20 protein-coding genes are annotated in these 18,938 nt (G+C 62.9%); 14 read left to right on the forward strand and 6 right to left on the reverse strand.

The annotated features are described in order from the left end of the window. Positions 1–40 precede the first annotated feature (40 nt). The 14 genes from ABR948_RS12715 (at position 41) to ABR948_RS12780 (ending at position 12,603) form a co-directional block, all read left to right on the forward strand. Positions 41–877, forward strand: a complete 837-nt coding sequence (locus tag ABR948_RS12715) for a branched-chain amino acid ABC transporter permease (RefSeq protein WP_428117982.1) — start codon at positions 41–43, stop codon at positions 875–877. A gap of 46 nt (positions 878–923) precedes the next feature. Then, positions 924–2,705 carry a branched-chain amino acid ABC transporter ATP-binding protein/permease gene (locus ABR948_RS12720; protein ID WP_428118032.1) on the forward strand — a complete coding sequence of 594 codons (1,782 nt, stop codon included), beginning with the start codon at positions 924–926 and terminating at the stop codon, positions 2,703–2,705. Positions 2,706–2,709: 4 nt separating this feature from the next. After that, positions 2,710–3,411: an ABC transporter ATP-binding protein gene (locus tag ABR948_RS12725; RefSeq protein WP_428117985.1), complete on the forward strand. Its 702-nt coding sequence runs from the start codon at positions 2,710–2,712 to the stop codon at positions 3,409–3,411. Between the two features lie 410 nt (positions 3,412–3,821). Beyond that, positions 3,822–4,262, forward strand: a complete 441-nt coding sequence (locus ABR948_RS12730) for a hypothetical protein (protein ID WP_428117988.1) — start codon at positions 3,822–3,824, stop codon at positions 4,260–4,262. Positions 4,263–4,928: 666 nt separating this feature from the next. Then, positions 4,929–5,129, forward strand: coding sequence for a hypothetical protein (locus tag ABR948_RS12735; protein WP_428117991.1), 201 nt, complete (start codon positions 4,929–4,931; stop codon positions 5,127–5,129). A 5-nt stretch (positions 5,130–5,134) separates the two neighbouring features. Next, complete coding sequence (locus ABR948_RS12740) at positions 5,135–5,362, forward strand: DUF6894 family protein (RefSeq protein WP_428117994.1); 228 nt, start codon at positions 5,135–5,137, stop codon at positions 5,360–5,362. Between the two features lie 733 nt (positions 5,363–6,095). Beyond that, positions 6,096–6,293 (forward strand): hypothetical protein, encoded by a 198-nt coding sequence (locus ABR948_RS12745; protein WP_428117996.1) that lies wholly within the window; start codon positions 6,096–6,098, stop codon positions 6,291–6,293. Positions 6,294–6,692: 399 nt separating this feature from the next. Beyond that, a complete protein-coding gene (locus ABR948_RS12750; RefSeq protein WP_428117999.1) occupies positions 6,693–6,896 on the forward strand; it encodes a hypothetical protein in 204 nt (67 codons plus the stop codon). A gap of 529 nt (positions 6,897–7,425) precedes the next feature. After that, a complete protein-coding gene (locus tag ABR948_RS12755; RefSeq protein WP_428118002.1) occupies positions 7,426–8,301 on the forward strand; it encodes an isocitrate lyase/PEP mutase family protein in 876 nt (291 codons plus the stop codon). A 43-nt stretch (positions 8,302–8,344) separates the two neighbouring features. Continuing rightward, the gene (locus ABR948_RS12760) at positions 8,345–9,352 is read left to right on the forward strand and encodes an ABC transporter substrate-binding protein (RefSeq protein WP_428118005.1); all 1,008 of its coding nucleotides are present in this window, start codon (positions 8,345–8,347) and stop codon (positions 9,350–9,352) included. 11 nt (positions 9,353–9,363) lie between these two features. Then, positions 9,364–10,155: an ABC transporter ATP-binding protein gene (locus ABR948_RS12765; RefSeq protein ID WP_428118008.1), complete on the forward strand. Its 792-nt coding sequence runs from the start codon at positions 9,364–9,366 to the stop codon at positions 10,153–10,155. Then, positions 10,152–10,913, forward strand: coding sequence for an ABC transporter permease (locus tag ABR948_RS12770; protein ID WP_428118010.1), 762 nt, complete (start codon positions 10,152–10,154; stop codon positions 10,911–10,913). The genes ABR948_RS12765 and ABR948_RS12770 overlap by 4 nt, the downstream gene beginning before the upstream one ends. Beyond that, positions 10,910–11,701 carry an ABC transporter permease gene (locus ABR948_RS12775; RefSeq protein WP_428118013.1) on the forward strand — a complete coding sequence of 264 codons (792 nt, stop codon included), beginning with the start codon at positions 10,910–10,912 and terminating at the stop codon, positions 11,699–11,701. The genes ABR948_RS12770 and ABR948_RS12775 overlap by 4 nt, the downstream gene beginning before the upstream one ends. Positions 11,702–11,736: 35 nt before the next feature. Beyond that, entirely contained in the window at positions 11,737–12,603 is an 867-nt protein-coding gene (locus tag ABR948_RS12780) for an isocitrate lyase/PEP mutase family protein (RefSeq protein ID WP_428118015.1), read from the forward strand. A gap of 19 nt (positions 12,604–12,622) precedes the next feature. Here ABR948_RS12780 and ABR948_RS12785 read toward each other — a convergent pair whose 3' ends face one another. The 6 genes from ABR948_RS12785 to ABR948_RS12810 all read right to left on the reverse strand — a co-directional run. After that, complete coding sequence (locus ABR948_RS12785) at positions 12,623–12,907, reverse strand: hypothetical protein (protein ID WP_428118017.1); 285 nt, start codon at positions 12,905–12,907, stop codon at positions 12,623–12,625. Between the two features lie 99 nt (positions 12,908–13,006). Further along, the gene (locus ABR948_RS12790) at positions 13,007–13,474 is read right to left on the reverse strand and encodes a hypothetical protein (protein WP_428118019.1); all 468 of its coding nucleotides are present in this window, start codon (positions 13,472–13,474) and stop codon (positions 13,007–13,009) included. Between the two features lie 146 nt (positions 13,475–13,620). Then, positions 13,621–15,042 (reverse strand): MATE family efflux transporter, encoded by a 1,422-nt coding sequence (locus ABR948_RS12795; RefSeq protein ID WP_428118021.1) that lies wholly within the window; start codon positions 15,040–15,042, stop codon positions 13,621–13,623. Between the two features lie 90 nt (positions 15,043–15,132). Continuing rightward, complete coding sequence (locus ABR948_RS12800) at positions 15,133–17,379, reverse strand: xanthine dehydrogenase family protein molybdopterin-binding subunit (RefSeq protein WP_428118023.1); 2,247 nt, start codon at positions 17,377–17,379, stop codon at positions 15,133–15,135. Then, positions 17,376–17,873, reverse strand: a complete 498-nt coding sequence (locus ABR948_RS12805) for a (2Fe-2S)-binding protein (RefSeq protein ID WP_428118025.1) — start codon at positions 17,871–17,873, stop codon at positions 17,376–17,378. The genes ABR948_RS12800 and ABR948_RS12805 overlap by 4 nt, the downstream gene beginning before the upstream one ends. Then, positions 17,870–18,938: c-type cytochrome (locus tag ABR948_RS12810; RefSeq protein WP_428118027.1), on the reverse strand; the 1,069-nt coding region annotated here is incomplete at its 5' end. The genes ABR948_RS12810 and ABR948_RS12805, both read right to left, overlap by 4 nt.

Here is an 18,938-nt window from a genome sequence, read left to right on the forward strand (position 1 = left end):
TACTGCCTTCTTCCGCTTCGACCCAACCTGGTTCGCTTTCATGATCACGCTGGTCCTCGACATCATCACCACGGCCGCGATCCTCTTCATCGTCTCCGCCGGCCTGCTGATCGTGTTCGGCGTGATGAAGATCATCAATTTTGCCCATGCCTCCTTCATCACCATCGGGGCCTACAGCGCGCTGGTCGCCTCCCGCCTCGGTCTATCGCCGGTGCTGGCCCCCGCGCTGGCTTTCCTCGCCGGCGGGCTGATCGGGGCCACGGCCGAACGCGTCGTGGTACGGCGGCTTTATGGCCGGCCGCTGGATGCGATCCTGGCGACCTGGGGCCTCAGTATCGTGATCGGCCAATTGGTGACGCTTGCATTCGGGCGCGAGGTGCAGTTCGTACCGGCTCCGATCTCGGGCACTCTGGCGATCTTCGGCGAGGACTATTCGCGCTATCGCTTGCTGATGGTGGCGGCGGCGTTCGTCATCGCCGGACTTTTCACCGGGCTCCTCAACGGCACGCGGCTCGGTCTCTCCACCCGCGCCGTCATCATGAACGAGACGTTGGCCCAGGGACTGGGCATCGACAGCACGCGCGTCCGCCTCATTACCTTCGGCATCGGCTGCGGCCTGGCCGCCGTCGCCGGCGCGCTGATCACGCCACTGGCGAGCGTCGATCCGAATATGGGACTGTCCTGGCTGATCGGAGCCTTCATGCTGGTCATGGTATCCGGTGGCTCACTGTTGACGCTTGGCTTGTCCTGCTTCGTGCTCGGCGGGCTGCAGGTGCTCGCCTCCACCTTCATCAGCCCGATCCTCGGGGGACTGACCATCGCGGTACTTGCAGCCGTGTCGCTTCGGCTCCGCCCGGAGGGATTTGCCCGTGGCTGATTTCGGCTCCGCCCTCAGGTCCACGGCATCGCTTTCGTCGTCGGATATGTCGCACTTGCTTGTTCGTGTTGCGTTTCCCTCCCTCGTCGCGGCGGGTCTGGTCATCGCGGGCCCCTGGATACTCGATACCTATACGTTGAACATTCTTGTCCGCGCTTTTTTCGTCGCGATCGCCGCGCTCACCGTCGACGTGCTGTGGGGCTTCAGCGGCACGCTTACGTTTGGGCAATCTGCCTTTTTCGGCATGGGCGCCTATGCTCTGGCGATCGGCTTCACCCAATTCGGCTTTGGCCCGTGGCAAGCGCTGCTGGCGCTCGGCGCGGCGGTGGGACTAACCGCCGCCGTGGCGGGCTTTGTCGGCTGGCTGTCATTCTACCCGGGGTCCACGCCGCTCTATGCTTCCGTGGTCTCGCTGGTCCTGCCCATCGTCCTGGTCCAGATTCTCTATTCCGGCGGAACGTTGACCGGGTCCTCCAGCGGGCTCGTCGGTTTCGAAAGTTTCGACCTTTCACTTGAGAGCTGGTTCCGGTTGGCCGGAGCAGCCGTCATCGCCACGCTGGCCGTGGCCCGGATAGCGCTCTCCAGCGACGCCGGACGCGTGCTCGGCGCGATGCGCGACAACGACGAGCGCTGCACTTATCTGGGGATCGACACGGCGCGGGTGCGCATCGGTCTGATGGTCGTCGCGGGCGTTGTCGCGGCGCTGGCCGGCTTCGGCTATGTCGGCTTCAGCGGTGTTGCCGCCCCGGAGAATGCGGGTTTCGTATTCGGCACCCAGCTCGTGGTCATGGTGGCGCTCGGCGGACGCGGCTCGCTGGTCGGCGCCGTCGGCGGCGCCCTGGTGATCGAAGTCGCGAGCGCCTACCTCTCGAGCAGCCTGCCCTTCGTATGGGAACTGATCGTCGGCGTCGCGTTCGTCGTGGTCATCGTCGTGCTGCCTGGTGGCCTGTTCGGCAGTCTGCGCGGCGCCGGCATCGCGATCCATCGCCGCTTCGGGCGGGTGCCGGTCCGGACTTCTTCGGCGGTCACTCTGGCTACGCTGGAGCGCGCCGCCGTGGCGCCCGACCGCAACGATGTCGTGGTCGAGGTCGACAGCGTCTCCAGGCGTTTCGGCAGTCTGTCGGTGCTGTCAGGCGTATCGTTCACGGTGCGGCAGGGTGAGCTCGTCAGCATTGTCGGGCCGAACGGCGCAGGCAAGACGACCTTGATCCGCTGTCTCGCCGACGGGCGCGAGCGCTCGGAAGGGACGGTGCGCATTGCCGGGCAGCCGATCAATCGTCTGGCGCCCGACCGTATCGTGGGCCTCGGCCTCGGGCGCAAGTTCCAGACCGCCTCCGTGTTCGAGACATTGAACGTGGCTGATTGCCTGCGGATCGCGCGGGTCAGGAGTGAGCGGCCGTCCTTCATCGGCGTCTCGCCGGTGTTGGCCTTGCCAGCCGCGGCGCGCGCGGTGGTGGAGAGTTCGGGTCTGGCCGAGCGGCTGGGCGAGGAGGCACGCTTCCTCAGTCACGGCCTGAAACAGGCTCTCGAACTCGCCATGGTTCTGGCGCTGGAACCGCAGGTGCTGCTGCTGGACGAGCCGACGGCGGGACTGACGCGTGCCGAGCGCCAGGGGTTCGCCGCTATCCTCACCGGCCTGGTGGCACGCGAACGGCTATGCGTCCTGATCATCGAGCACGATCTCGACTTCGTCCGCCAGATCTCGTCGCGCATTATCCTGCTGCATCAGGGGCGCGTAGCGCTGGACGGCCCGGTGGCGGCCGTCGCCGATGCCCCGTTGATACGCGAGATTTATACCGGGAACACTCGCCCGACGGAGGCGAGGTGACGTCATGACCGCCGCCCTCGAACTCATCAACCTGACCAGCGGCTATGGCAGCTCGGCTGTCGTTCACGGCGTTTCGCTCACGATCGCTCCCGGCGAGATCTTCGCCCTTGTCGGCAAGAACGGCATGGGCAAGTCGTCGCTCCTGAAAACGATTCTTTCGTTTCTGCCGGCATGGGACGGCGCGGTACACATCAACGGCCGCGATGTCACGCGGCTGGCTCCGTTTCGCAAACGCGCGCTCGGGCTTGCCTATGCCGCGCAGGAACAGGCGCTGTTCCAGGACTTGAGCGTGCGCGACAACCTCCGGCTTGGGCTGAGCGACGATCGCGGCTTCGAGGCAAGGCTGGCCGATATCAGCGGCTGGTTTCCCGTGCTCACCGCGCGGCTTTCCCAGCGCGCCGGCACCCTGTCGGGAGGCGAACAGAAAATGCTGATCGTGGCGCGCGGACTGATCGCCGAACCGCGCTTGTTCCTTCTCGACGAAGTGACGGAAGGGCTGCAGCCCTCCGTCGTGGACCGGCTCGCCGAAGTGCTCGCGGCAACGCGGCGCGACCGCGGTACCGCGATGCTGGTGGTCGAGCAGCATCTGTCCTTCGTTCTTGGACTTGCAGATCGCTTTGCCGTGTTCAAGCGCGGCGAAGTGGTGGATACCGGGCCGGTCGACGCCGGTTCGGCCGCGCGGATCGACGAACATATGCGGCTGTGAGGCTCGACGAGAGACGGCATCTCGCGATCGCCCACGCCGCGCCTGCGTGCCTGAAAGCCGTTGAGCATGACCACAAAACAAGGTCCGCCCGGCCAAAGGAAAAAACACCGCCTGTTCGTTACCGGCACCGGGAACACTTTGGCTATGTGGGGATTGTTGAATCTAATACGGAGTTTGAAATTGAGCCAAATACTTGGCCAAATACTGGGACTGAGTCTCGCTCTGCTGCTTTTTGGCAGCGGCGTGTGGGCGAACGTCAGCGGCAGCTCACTTTCCCAAAACAAAGGTGCCTGGGTGTCGCACGCCAGCCGATGATCCCTCCTTGAGGAAGATCAGGCGGGTACCTCCGGGATAGCTGCGGTTCGGCTGGGCTGTTCAGCGCTGGCGTCGGAATCATGTTCGGGAACAGCGTGAGTGACCCCGTTACCGCGACTGGCCTGGATGGCACGTTGAAGCCATACGATCGCGCGGTCGATCCAATAATCGTAAAGCGCCGGATCGGCTTTGGCCTTCTCGCGACAGATCGAAGCCTGGACCAGGCACTCTTCGCGCCGATACATCACGTCACTGATTGCCTCGGCGCAAGCCAGGCCTCGGTCACGGCACTCTCGATAATGTGGCGCTCAACCCTTTTGCATTCTGGACAAGTAAACGTTCGCAAATCCTGGCCAGTGCTGCTCGGTTCAATCGCGGAGAGTTTCATTGGTGAACCGCAGGCCGTGCATTGTGGGCCCTGGTTTTGTTTGTCGAGCATGGCATTGCCTCAGTTCGGCGCTCTGAGTTCTCCGGAAAGCCATCCGACCGCCTTCGATGTGAAGGGGTCCGATGCAATGACGCTGATCTCGACGTGATCGCATTTGGGGCATTCGAACAATCGCTGTTCGAAACCAATTGGCCCCGGTGAAACCCGCTCCAGCATCATTCGGGTTTGGCAACGAGAACAGCGAGGACGCTCGATAGCGGTCAATGATGGTTGTAATCGGGGCATGCTGCCCACCCCTGGATCAGGCGGGAGCGCAAAACTCTCAGTCACCGGTAGATGCCGATAAGGGACGGTGATGGAACCAGTATGCTCTTCCGGATTTCGGAGCGGTTGGTCAATATTGACCACTATCGAAAATTTAACAAATTAGGAGACCGCCGGGAATTCGAGGCCGAAAACAAAGAAGCGGCCGCAGCCTGGGGGGAGCTGAGGCCGCTAATTAGAACGCCCGATGGAGGGGGGCGTGTTCCAGCCGGGTGTTCTCTGCGCTTGACACCGCCAAGCACAGGCGAGTCCAAGCTGCCAAGCCCGCCATCGTTCCGGGATCACCACGAAGTGTTTCGGTTCCATGAGACGCGTCACTTCCGGCGTTGGTACTTTTGAAACATGCCAGGCGCGTTCCATTGCGCGGCATCCCAATTTGCGGAACAGGACATGGCCTGAGGGTATTGGTCCTGCATCACCGCACCGTCTTTCGGCTGCTATCGGTGACTGAGAGTCGATAACGCTCCCGCCTAAATCCAGGTGGAACATCATGACGAGCGCCACTCTCCCGATCCCTGATCACCCGCATTACAGTTTAGCTGAACTGATCGAGAAAAGGCGCGTCATGCTGCGCTATGCCCGCACTTTCCCACCGGGCGCCGAGCGCAATCAACGTCGCCAAATTGCCGTCTCGTTGCGCGCGTTACTCAGAAACAGGAATTGGCTGACAAACAACACAAACCAGGGTTGAGGGCTATGCAGAAATTTTACTTTGACATGAAAGACGGCGTTCCAATGAGAGACCGGGTTGGAGTTGAGTTCAACACAAACGCAGAGGCGATTGCGCATTGTGGAGTGATCGCTCAGCACTTTTACGACGAGAGCCTTACCGACGATCAGGACCTTGAGATATCCGTGGTCAATGCGCTGGGACGTGAGATCCATCGCGAGTTTGTCCACCGGGACAAAGGCCTTTGCGCTTGAATTCGCCGCGCGAGGATCGATCCCGTGGCGGGCAATCTCCAGCTGTCACACCGCAGCGTGCCGAGCGGTGCTAGCTTAGTCCGAGGTTTTGAAGTCACTCAGCGGAACCCCTGGGGGATTGAGGGGCGAAAGGGACCTGTTCACCGCCCAACGCTCGAATGGAACTAAAGGCTTCACTTCCGGGTTATGAAAGAAAAATCGGGAGGATTGTCTCATGGATCAAACAACACGCTGCCCGAAATGCGGAAAACGAATGGTCGCGGTTGTCACTGTCTCCGGCCGCACCGACCTTCAATGCATAAGTTGTGACGACCCAGCGGTGAAATTGGCTGAAAGTCCGCTCATAGCTCCAGAGAAGCCAATTGTAGCGGAACATGTTTGAACGCATCTGATAAATCACGCGGCAAGCCGTACCGTCGCCTTCAAACAACCAAAACCGCAGGCCCAGCAGGGTTGTTGTAGACTACCCCCCTCGCGTCGCCCAATATTTTGGAAAAGCGCGCGGTATTGACCGTCGCGCCCGGGAACTTGGCGAGCATGCCGGTTCCATCATTGTCCCATACCCGCCACCGCCTTCACTGCACCCGCAGATTCCGTCGATTCCCTGCGTTTGTTCGGGACAATGTCGAACGTGACTCCGTCACCTCTGCGCAATCACGGATTGGTGTTGGGCTGATGGAACACCCCGCGAACCTATTCGGATGGGGCACGTTGCCTCTGGAAGGAGAGCACCATGAGCTACGCCGTATTCAGGGATGGCGATCGAATAAGCCGCCCCTTTCAAACCGAAGGAGACGCCTGGGATTGCGCGAACGATGCCGGGTTAGTTGAAAATGTACCGAGCGGTGGTGGATCAGTTCAAGTGCTTGATGGTCATTGTAAGATCAAGTCTTGCGACGCCGAATTTGTGATGCCTGCCAACCTGGCTTAATCGCCGGCCTGACCATACGGCAGAGTTCGAAGGGAAAACCGATGGCGAACCATGATCGCGAAGGCAAGGCAGGTGGTCGAACGTTAGTCGCAATTGGCGCGGTATTCATCTTCGCATTCACACTTTTCGTATGGGGATTCGGAAGTGGAACCCATGTGGCAAGCAATCCTGGACCGAGCGGTATGCCGGAATCAAGCATAGTCAATGAGGTTCCGCCTCCAGCCAGCGGGCCCTCAGGCACGACAACCGGAGCCGCGCGCTAGCGCGATCAATTTGAATTTCGCAATGGCCTGTTATGAGTGAGGCCGCTTACCATATAAGGCATATCACCGCCCCGCCCTCGGCATCGTTCGGTGACAGAGAGTTTTGCGCTCCCGCCTGATCAGAGGGAGCAGCAACATGCCGGACTACCGCGCGTATATCATTGGCTCGAATGGTGAGTTTCAAGAATCGGTTCCGCTCGATTGCGCGGATGACAACGTGGCCATGATGAAGGCCAAGCAATTGGTCGACGGCCATCATGTCGAGCTTTGGCAGCGCACCCGAAAGATAGCCTGGTTCGAGCCGAAAACTGGCCATCCGCAACGCATGTTCCGAGCATGACTGAATTCGTAGAATGGCTCACCGGAACGCATCGGTGCGGCTGCGGAGCCGAATATGGAGTCACGGTGACCGGAGCCCCCACGGATAACGTGACTTGTGAGAAATGCGGTACCCTGATGGACAGGCCAAGCAACGGGAGCTTTCTGACTTACGAGCGCCTGCCGGGGAGCGAACGAACCACCCCTAACGGCGTGCTTGGCAAAAAGTAATCCCCGACATCGGAATAGTGAATGGCCGCCTCAGTCTGGCGGCCTCTTCATTTCACGACCCCTCCCCCAGTTGATAGTCCCTAAAAAACCTGCCGCGCGGCTTCAGCGCCATGCCTCACCAAAGCTGATCAAACCGCATTGTTTGGCCTGCCTGCCGAAGGCAACGGGCGACAGGATTGATTTTTGCCGGATAACCCTTAGAAATTGAGGGAAATAAAGCTCAGGCCTGGAACGCATCGCCAGCGTTCCAGATGTTAAAAAAATAGCGGCAGGTGCCCTTCAAGGCGTCGCCGATCTGGGGAACACGACAGGAGGACGGCTTGGCCGGGGCAACGACACTGCGTGTGCTGCTGCAGAGGGACGGCTGTCTGACGCTTCCCGGCGTCTACGATGGCATATCGGCGAGAGTGGCGGCGAGTACCGGCTTCGACGCGCTTTACATGACCGGCTATGGCGTCGTCGCCTCCGCGCTTGGCGTCGCCGACGCCGGGACCGCGACATTCACGGAAATGCTTGACCGGGTGCGCTGCATCGCCGGCGCCATCAACATTCCCTTTATTGCCGACGGCGATACCGGCTATGGCGGGTTGCTGAATGTCGATCGCACCGTGCGCGGCTATGCGGCCGCCGGCGCTTCCGGCATCCAGCTTGAAGATCAGGAATTCCCGAAGAAATGCGGTCACACCGAATTTCGCCGTGTGATCCCGGCCGATGACGCCATTGCCAAGATCCGTGTCGCGGTCGATGCGCGGCCAGACCGCGACTTTCTGATCGTGGCCCGGACCGACGCGCGCTATGCGGAGGGGATGGATGCGGCGCTGCGGCGGGCCGAGGGATTCCTCAATGCCGGCGCCGATGTGCTGTTTGTCGAAAGTCCCGAGAGCCTCGAGGAATTGCGTCGTATCGCCGAGACCTTCAAGGGCGCGACGTTGCTGGCGAACATGGTCGAGGGCGGCCGCACACCCTATCTGTCGACGAGCGAGCTCGCGGCCATGGGTTTCAAGATTGCGCTTTATCCCGGCTCCGGCTTCCTGACCGCGGCTGGCGCGCTGCAACTGGTTTTCCGCCACCTGAAAACGGCCGGAATAGGCACCGGCAGCGGCGCTCCGATGTTGCCGTTCGCCGACATGAATAATTTGATGGGCTTCCCCGCCGTGCATGCGTTCGAAAAACGCCATGGCCTGGCCGACCGCTAGATCCGGAAGGTTGCAGCCGGAGCAACAGAAACAGGAACACGACATGGCCAAGCGAAACAGATTTGTCCGGGTTGGTTTGGTCCTGAGACTAGCCTTGGGTCTGGCCGCGACGATCGCCGCCTGGAGCGCGCCGGCCGCGGTGGCCGAGACCATCACCGTCACCCATTGGGGCGGCCAGTTCTACGGCGTGCCCTATGCGGTCGCGATGGCGAAGGGCCTGTTCAAGAAGAACGGCGTCGATGTCACGGGCATCCTGACCGCAGCGGGAGGCGGCACCGCGGTCCGCAACACCCTGGCCGGCGGCATTCCTTTCGGCGAGGTCTCGCTGGCGGCAGCGGTCCAGGCCATCAATTCCGGCCAGAAGCTCATCATCATCGGTGCCGGCACTCAAAGCGTGGCCGATCAGATGTGGGTCGTGAAGAAGGATTCAGCCCTCACCGGCATCAAGGATCTCGTCGGCAAACAAATTGCCTATACCTCGCCCGGATCGGTGAGCAACATGCTGATCCTGATGGCGCTGAAGGCCAGCGGCATGACCCAGCAGCAGGTGAAGCTGGTGCCGGCCGGCGATCTCGGCGCCAACATCTCCGCCGTCAGCAGCGGCGCGGTCGATGCCGGCTTCTCCGACGAATTGCTCTACGCGCAGAACAAGGAACTGGTGAAGCCCCTCTTCATGGTGCGCGACGTGATGGACCCGCGCATGATGCAGACCGTGATGATCACATCCGCGGACTATGCCAAAGCGCATCCCGATATCATCACGGGCCTGATCGCCGCCCGCCGCGAGGGGCTGGCCTATACGCTGGAACATCCCGATGAGTCCGCCGACATCACCGCCCGGGCCTACAGCAATCCGAACCTCGACCTGTTCCGGGCCCACATCCACCAACTCATCAAGCTGAACTACTGGAGCGACGGTCAGCTCGATTATCCCAGCATGAACCACATGGTCGAGGGCCTGCAGATCACCGGGCAGGTCAAGGGCGACGTCGACTGGCCGAAATACGTCGACACCTCTTATCTGCCGCCCGATCTGCGTTCCTCACAATGAGCGCCCCGGCCGTGAGCGAGCCGTCGCATGTCGCGCTGAACGAGGTGATCCGTCATTACGAAGGGCCGCCCGCCATCCACGCCCTCGGCCCGATCAACCTGGTGATACGCGGCGGCGAGTTCTTTTCCATCGTCGGACCGTCGGGGTGCGGCAAGTCGACCCTGCTCGACGTGCTCAGCGGTCTGGTTCGCCCGACCGGCGGCAGCGTGCAGTTCGAAGGCAAGGAATTGCACGGCGAGGTTCCCGACGGCATCGGCGTGGTGTTCCAGGAAGATTCGAGCATGCCCTGGCTCAGCGTGCGCCAGAATGTCGGCTTTGGTCTGCGCACCTCCGGCCTTGCGAAAGCGGAAATTACCGAGCGGGTCGATCATGCCGTCAGCTTCATGGGGCTCAACCAGTTCGCCGATCATTATCCAGCGCAACTCTCCGGCGGCATGCGTCAGCGGGTCTGCATCGCGCGCACCCTGGTGCTGCGGCCGCGGCTGATTTTGCTGGACGAGCCATTCGGGGCGCTGGATCAGCAGACGCGGCTATTGATGGGCGACGAATTGCTGCGGCTCTGGCGCGAGACCGGCGCCACCGTGCTGCTCATCACCCATGCCCTGGACGAAGCGGCGATGCTGTCGGACCGGGTCGGCGTCATGAGTGCGCGGCCGGGCCGCTTCATCGACATGGTGGAGACCGGCTGGCCGCGCGACCGCGACAGCCGGATCGTCTCGGATCCGAAATTCGGCGCGTTGACCGCGCGGTTGTGGTCTTCGCTCCGCGAAGAGTCGCTCAAGACCATGGGCCGGGCGGCATGACGCGGCGACGCGCCGTTCTCTGCGTCCGCGTCGCCGTTCTGGCGGCACTGGTGATCCTGCTCGAACTCTGCTGCCGCACCGGCATCATCGATCCCTTGACCGTCATTGCTCCGAGCGACATGGTCGCTTCGATGGTCGATCTGATCGGCTCCGGCGAGCTGAACGAGAGTATCGCGAGCACTTTTTCGACCATCGCGCTCGCCTTCGTGCTGGCGATCGGGCTTGGCACCCTGGCCGGCGCGCTGATCCACCGCTCACCGCGGCTGCGCGATGTCTCGGACCCCTTGCTGGCATCGTATTACTCGGTGCCGACCTTCATCTTCTACCCGCTGCTGGTGGCGCTGCTCGGCCTCGGCAAGCCGCCGCTGGTGGTGCTGGGCGTGCTCTCCGCCGCGCCCGCGGTCATGATCAGCACGCTCTCGGGCCTGGACAGCGTGTCGTCGGTTCTGATCAAGATGGCGCGCGTCCACCGGCTGAACCGGGCACGGACGCTATGGTGGATCGTGTTGCCGGCCGCGCTGCCGCGCCTGTTCACCGGTTTCAAGCTGGCGCTGAGCTACGCCCTGATAGGTGTCATCGCCGGCGAGTTCATCCTGTCCGGCACCGGGCTCGGCTATGCGATTTCCTTTGCCTATCAAAGCTTCGACAATCGCGCGATGTACGGCGTGATGCTGTTCGTGATGCTGGTTGCGGTCACAGCCAACGGGATTCTCTACGTCTGGGAGGGGCGGCTGGCGCGCCGCCGTTCCGCGCGATGAGTGACCTCTCGCTCGAAAATGCGCTCGCCGGGAGCACGTCGCGCCGCCGCATCCGCGCCTTCGACGCTGTCGTGCTGGCGCTGCTGATACTAGCGCTCTGGCAGGCGATCGGCAGTTGGACCAAGGGCGTGGTGGTTTCTCCGCCGCTGCAGACTTTGGTCTATCTGTTCGGTCTGTTGCGCACCTGGATGTTCTGGGATCATGCCGCCGCGACCCTGCAAGCGTTCCTGCTGGCCTTCGCACTGTCGGCGCTGATTGGTCTCGCGCTCGGCCTGATCTTCGGGATACGACGCTTCGCGGGAGAGGTCGCGGAGCCGATCCTCGCGGGCTTCTATACGATTCCGAAAGTCACGCTGTATCCGGTGGTGCTGCTGATGTTTGGCCTCGGCATATCGGCCAAGGTCGCGTTCGGCGTCATGCACGGACTGGTGCCGATGACCCTGTTCACGCTGGGCGCGGTGCGCAATCTGCCCCCCGTGCTGATCCGGACCGCCAAGGTGTTGCGGCTTTCGCCCGGCCGCACCATGCTCTGGGTTCTGGTGCCCGCCTGCCTGCCGGATATCGTCAACGGTCTGCGGATCAGCTTTTCGCTGAGCCTGCTTGGCGTATTGATCGGCGAGATGTTCTCATCGCAGCGCGGCCTCGGATTTCTGCTGGTCAGCGGTATGGCCCAGCACAACGTGCCGCTCTCGACCGCCGTGGTCACCATGATCGTCGCCGTGGCGATCGCGGCCAATACCCTGATGTTGCGCGTCGGCGGGCGGGCCGCGCGCCGCCCGAACCCTTAACCCGCCGGCGAATCGGTCGCGACAGGAGAGACTGCATGGCAAGACCGACGACGATCCTCAAGACGATATTGAATAAGCGCCAGGCGACGATCCTCGCGGGCGCCGCCAACGGCCTGTTCGCACGGATCATCGAGGATCTTGGCTACGAGGCGGTCTATGTCACGGGAGCCGGCGTCGCCAACATGTATCTCGGCGCGCCCGATATCGGGTTGACCACGCTGACGGAAATAGCAGGCCACGTCGCGGCGATCGCCGATGCCGTCGAACTGCCGCTGCTGGTCGATGCCGATACCGGCTTCGGAAATCCGGTCAACATGGTGCGCACCGTGAAGGTGCTGGAACGGGCCGGCGCGGCCGGACTGCAGATCGAGGATCAGGTGTTTCCGAAGAAATGCGGCCATTTCGACGGCAAGGAGGTCGTGCCGCTGGAAGAGATGCTGGCGAAGATCAAGGCCGCCGTCGATACACGTCGCGACGGCGACCTGCAGATCGTGGCGCGCACCGATGCGCGGGCGATCCTCGGCCTGCAGGCGGCGATCGACCGCGCCGGGGCCATGATCGAGGCCGGCGCGGACGTGACCTTCGTCGAGGCACCGACTTCGGCCGAGGAATTGGCGCAGATTGCCGGTGCGCTTTCGGTTCCGCAGGTCGCCAACATCGTGTTCGGCGGCCTGACGCCGGAACTGGGACAGAAAAAATTTGCCGAGCTCGGCTTCGGCTGCGTGCTCTATGCCAACGCGGCCCTGCAGGCGGCGCTCAAGGCCTCGCATGAAGTGCTGGCGGCGCTCAAGCGAGACGGCTCACTCGCCTCCGTCGCCGACCGTCTCGCGGGCTTCGCGGTCCGGCAGCAGACCGTCGCGAAACCCAAATACGACGAACTCGAACGGCGCTATCGCCCTTGATCCCGAAGGCCCTGGGCGGTTACCCCAGACCGATACGCCGCCGCAGTTCCGGCTTGCTGGCGAGGACGTCGGCCAGCCACGGTACACATCGCTCGGCTGTGTCCAGGGCCTGGGCTGACGAGCCATAGCTAACGCCCGAATAATACTGCACCGGCGTCCATTGCCCACCATCTTCGATGTCCCGCCTGAACTCCTCGAATCCGTAGCTGCCATCCGCTCTGGAAAAAATATCCACGCATCGGTCGTGCTCGGAATTTTCGACGCTGACAAAGACGGTCCATGACTTGTCGATGCGCCTTGTCATGGCAGCTTTCCTCTTGTCCCTGGTCGCGCTCCCCATGCCCGGTGCGGGGGAGCCGGGCGGCGCAGGCCGATTGTGGGCGACCGAGGACCGGCGCGGCGATCAGGGCGCAAAATTTTGATTGCTCAATGGGGACGAGGTCGGACGCTGGATGCGAATGAACGGCTTGTTCGCCCCTGTATGGCAGGTATTGCAGGCGCCGGTGAGTTTGTCGAAGGCGGCGGCAAATTTGGCGCTGCTTCTGGCTCCGACCGCCTTTCTCAGTTCCTCGACCGCCGGATCGATGTTGGCCTTGATCATGTCCGCGACAGGAATGCCGTCAAGGGTCGGAAACTGCTTCTCGGCGTCCTCCAGGCCTTCCATGATCTCGTCAATTTCATAGGCCGCGAGGTCCCAGTTATTCGCCTTGCCGGCGAACCACAGCTTGGCATGGCGAAGCTGCGTCGCGGTCATGAATTCGCCAAGACCCGGAGCATAAGGCTCTTTGGCTGGAGGCTCTTTAGCGGACTCGGCGGCTGCGAACACGGCCGAGGCCACGAGGGCGATGCAGGCAGCGACGAGGTGCTTCATTTCACTGTACTCCCCAGAGATCGAAGAATTTCGATTTTCTCAATCCAGACCAAGTATCCAGACGAAGTATCCAGCCCAAGTCCGTGCTCACGGTTACCTGAGAACCCACGAAATTTTTCAACGCGTCAAGGCCGCACCGACCGCGCTCAGCGAATGCCGTCTTCGGAGACCGTTTCCTCGGCTACTTCGGCAACCTGCCTGCTTTCTTCCGTCAGCACCGTCGTTTTCCAGCCGCCTTGCGCGAACCAGCCCACCGAGACGACCGCGACGGCAATCGTGGTGACCGGGAACGACCACCATAGGCCGGAAGTCTGCAGGGCGGTATGTTTGGAAAGAATGTAAGCCAGCGGAAACTGCAGCACGAATTGTCCGAGCAGTGCGATCACCATCGCAAACAACATATTTCCGGATCCACGGAACGCCGAGACGATGCACAGCTGCACGCCGATGCCGCCCCATGTCAGGCACATGATCCGGATGAATTGCGCGCCATCGGCGATGACATCGGGATCATCCGGCACAAAGAACGCCACCAGGGCTGGCGCAAAAACATAGGCCAGGATTCCCACGAGCGAGAGCATGCCGAAGCTGTAACCGGCGCCCAGGATCGTCACGCGCGCCGCGCGCTGGGTGTTTCCCGCCCCCATGTTCTGGCTCACCAGGGTTGAAACGGCCATCGACATGCCCATCGCGGGGATGGTGACGAACTGGAGAATGTTGGTGCCGACGCCGTAGCTCGCCAGTGTCACGGTGCCGAAACCCGCGACCAGAAACGACAGCAGCAGCGGTCCAAGGCCCCGCGTCGACAATTCGATCGATCCGGGCAGCCCTAGGAAAAACGCGCGCTGGATGTAGACCGGATCGGGCCGAAAGTCGCGCCACGACAGCTGGATGCCGTGGCGGCCGTGCAGGAAAATGGCGATCCCCAACAGCGCCGCGAGCCCCTGTGTCGCCAGCGTCGCGAGTGCCGCGCCCATCACGCCCTGCGGCGGCAACGGCCCCCACCCGAAGATGAACAACGGGTCGAGCAGAAAATTCAGCACCACGGTGCCGAGCACGATCAGCAGCGGCGTCCGGGTTTCGCCGACGCCGCGCATCAATGCCTGGAACATGCCGTAAAGGAATACGAAGATAATGCCGACAAAGGATACCCGCATGAAACCGAGCGCGCCGACATAGACATCGGGCGCGACCTCCAGCAGATCGAGCAGATAGGGCGCCAGCGCATAGCCCGCCGCGCCCAGCACCGCCGACGTGAGGGTGACCATCATCATGGTCTGCGCGGCGACATGGTTGACCATGTCCTGGCGCCCGGCGCCCATGTATTGCGCCGACAGCGTCGCTCCCGCGATCCCGAAACCCGCACCCAGCGCGATCACCAGGAACGAGACCGGAAAACTGACCGACACCGCCGCCACCGCGGCCGCGCCCAAGCGCCCGACCCAGAACGCGTCGGTCAGCTGGTAGCCGGTCTGCAGGATATTGCCGAGGATGATCGGGACCGCGAGCCGGATCAGCGCGGTACCGATCGGTCCCTCGAGGAATAATTTTTGTCGATTGGTGCGCATGTCGCCGGCGGTGTTCCCTTGTTACCGACAAGCGGCGCAAGTTGAGCTATGGATCGTTGCGATCGGCGTCGTACCGTCGCGCGGCAGGCTTCAGACGTCGATCGCGTCCTTGATCCGCTTTCGCGTCAGCGGCAGATCGCGCAGACGCTTGCCGGCGGCATTGGCGATCGCATTCGCAATCGATGCGGCGGCCGGACCCTGCCCGGTTTCGCCGCTGCCGAGGAAAGGCAGCCCGGGACGGTTGATGATGTGCACCTCGATGCTGTCAGGCACGGCGTCGAACCGCAGGATCGGATAGGTCTGCCAGTCGATGCTGGTGATTCGGGTATCGTTGAAGGTGACGGCCTCATACAGCGTCCAGCTCATCGACTGCATGATCGCACCCTCGACCTGGTTGATCAGCCCGTCCGGATTGACCACCTGGCCGCTGTCGACCGCCGCCACCGCGCGCACCAGGCGCGCCCGCCCGGTTTCGCGGTTGATTTCCACCTCGGTGGCGATGGCGCAATACGCCGCCAGATTCTTGTACCGCGCAAAGGCAAAGCCGAAGCCGCGACCCTGCGGCGCTTGCTGGCCCTTCTGCCACCCAAAACCTTGCGCGGCCTTCTCGATGACCTCGCGTCCGCGCCGATCGTCGAGATGCTTCAACCTGAATTCGACGGGATCGGCACCGGCGGCGATCGCGAGCTCGTCCATGAAACTCTCGATCGAAAACACATTGTGGTAGGCGCCGAGCGCGCGCATCGCCGAAATCCGCACCGGCATCGCCGGGATGAAATGGTGCATCACATGGGCGTTGGGAAACGTATAGATCGGAATCGCGTTGCGATCGCCGCCGCCTTCCGGCAGCGGCAGCGGTTTGGCCGGCGGCACCGCGAAAGGCTGCGCCATGTGCTGGGCCGCCAACAACGTGCCGGCGCCCCCCGGCCGCATCGAATGGGTGTTGCTCCAGACCTCGAAATTCCAGTCCGCGATCGCGCCGCTATCGTCCAGCGACGCCTTCAGTTTGGTCACCATCGCCGGCCCGAACGGCTCCCAGCTGTGCTCCTGCTCGCGCATCCATTGCACGCGAACCGGCACGCCCGGCAGTTCGCGCGCGATCAGCGCGGCGTCGGCCGCGGCGTCATCGGCGCCGTTATGGCCATAACAGCCGGAGCCCTCGACATGGATCAGGCGGACCTTCGCCGGCGGCACCCGCAACATCTCCGCGATGCCCTGCCGATCGGGATAGACCCCCTGGGTGTGGGTCCAGACCGTCATGAGGTCATCGACGTAATGCCCCACCGCGCAGGACGGCCCGATCGAGCCATGCGATTGATAGGGCCGCGTATAGCTGGCCTCAACGGTCTTCTGCCCGACAGCCGATGGATTGCTGCGCTGGAAGATGGTCGAATCCTGCGACGGCAGGCCGAGCAGCACGCGCGCAATATCCTCCTGCTTCGGCAGGCCGGCGGTCTCCTGCCATTTCGCGGCCGCCGTTAGCGCCCGCATCGCCTTGATCGCCCGGAATTCCTTTTTGGCGGCCACCGCCAGAAAATTGCCGCTGCGAATCACCTTGACGACACCGGGCATGGCTTCGATCGATGCCGTGTCGCACTCCGTCAATTGGGCGCCATAGCTCGGCGGCCGCACCACACGGGCATGCACCATGCCGGGCAACCGCATGTCCTGCACATAGGCAGCACCTCCGGTGACCTTGGCCGGAATATCGACGCGTGGCACCGGCTGGCCCACCACCGTGTATTTCGCCGGGTCCTTCAGCTTCGATTCCGGCTGCGCCTGGACGTGCAACATGTCGCCTGCCACCAGATCGCCATAGCTGAGGCGCTGGCCATCGGGCGCAATCACGGCGCCATTTTCGGTGCGAAGATTTTCGGCCGGCACATCAAGACGCCGCGCCGCCTCCGCCACCAGAAGCGCGCGCGCCTGCGCGGCCGCATTCTGGATCGCGGTGCCGCTGTCCTGCATCGAATGGCTGCCCGCGGTATAGCCCTCATTGGCGGTGCGGCTTGTATCGGCGGTGATAACTGTCAGCGACTTGAAGGGAACGTCGAGCTCTTCGGCCGCGATCTGCTGAAACGCAGTTTTGAAACCCTGGCCGAGTTCGGCCTTGCCGGTGAACACGGTAATGCTGCCATCGGCATCGATGCGAACCCAGGAGTCCAAAAATGGCGTATCCTTGAGGCTGCCGATCCACTTGGGGGGGTGCGCCGTCGCCGGCGCGGCTTGATCCTGCGCGAAGGCATCCGTCAGCGAGAAGCTGACGATCAATGCGCCGCCGCCCGCGAGCACTTGACGGCGGTCAATAATACCTGGTGCGTTGTTTGGACCGTTCATTGAGCGCTCCCCTCGGTTGTCGTGGAGAGTTCAGCCGTGTCCATCAGCCTCGCGGCGCGATGCACCGCGCGCAGAATCCGCATATGGGTGCCGCAGCGGCACAGATGCGGCTCCAGCTCGGCACGAATCTGCTCGTCGGTCGGTTTGGAATTTCGCAGCAGCAGCGCCTGCGCCCGCATCATCATGCCGGCGATACAGTAGCCGCATTGCGCCGCCTGCTCTTCGATGAAGGCACGCTGGATCGGCGCCGGCGCGTCGATGGTCCCAAGCCCCTCGAGCGTCGTCACCTGCTTGCCTTCCAAAAGAAGCAGCGGCGTCACGCAGGACAGCACCGCCCTGCCGTCGACGATCACCGTGCAGGCCCCGCATTGACCGAGCCCGCAGCCGAATTTGGCGGCATTGAGCTTGATGTCGTCACGCAGCACATAGAGCAGCGGCGTGTCGGGGTCGGCGTCGATCTGGTGATCGTGACCATTGACCTTCAATGTCATCATGGCTTGTCTCGCTGCATGGGATCGGCGGGGCTGTTGTGTGCTGGCGGTGTCTGGAGAAATACGGTCTGCGTCCGCCTCGCATCCTCGATCGTCTTCTCAACGCCGGTCCATGCCGGTTGGTTGCTGAACCGGGAGCGCAGATAGTTCAGGACGGCTGCAACCTGATCGTCGGTCATGGCGTTGGCGAAACCCGGCATGATCGGGCTGCGTTCTCCCTCCACGGGCCGAATGCCCGCCAGAATGATATTGACCGCATTGCGCGGGTCGGGGCCGCTGATGGCGGTGCTGAGGCCGAGATTGACCCCGCCATAGGGCAGCGGCCTGCCGGTCTCGTGGCAGGTCGCGCAGGCCGCGGCGTAGATCGCAGCGCCGGCTGTTTCGGCTTGGCCCGGCGGAACCGTTGGCGACTTGATTTGCGCCAGCACCTCGTCGCCCCGGCGGATGTGATCCGGCGTCGGCGGACCGAACACGCTGGTCATATAGACCGCGATCGCATGCACGTCCTTTTCATCCACCGACGACAGGTTGCTGACGACTTCCGCCATCGGTCCGCGCGCCACGCCGTGATCAGGATGCCAGCCCTGGCGCAGATAGGCGAACAGCGCCTCGGTGTTCCACGGCACCGGAGACGGCGACCGTGCATTGATCGCGTAGGCGTGCCAGTTGTCGACGTCGCCGCCGGCAAACGACGCGCTGACGCGTTCGGCGCCCAGCGCATTGCGCGGGGTGTGGCAGGCGCCGCAATGCGCCAGCCCCTCGACCAGATAGGCGCCGCGATTCCATTCCGCGGTTTGCGTGCCGTCCGGCTGGTAGGTCCCGCGCCGCAGGAACAGCAATTTCCAGCCGGCGACGACAAAACGCTGATCGAGCGGGAACGCAAGCCGGTTCGCGGGTGCGGCGGCGTGCACCGCCGGCCGCGTCATCAGATACGCGTAGAGCGCCTGGTCATCCTCGTCGGTGACATTGGTGAAATGGTCGTAGGGAAAGGTCGGGTAAAGATGCGCTCCGTCGCGATCGACTCCCGACCGCATCGCGCGGCGGAAGGCCATCTCCGACCAGCGGCCG

Source organism: Bradyrhizobium sp., from assembly GCF_050014615.1.
Classification (GTDB): domain Bacteria; phylum Pseudomonadota; class Alphaproteobacteria; order Rhizobiales; family Xanthobacteraceae; genus Bradyrhizobium.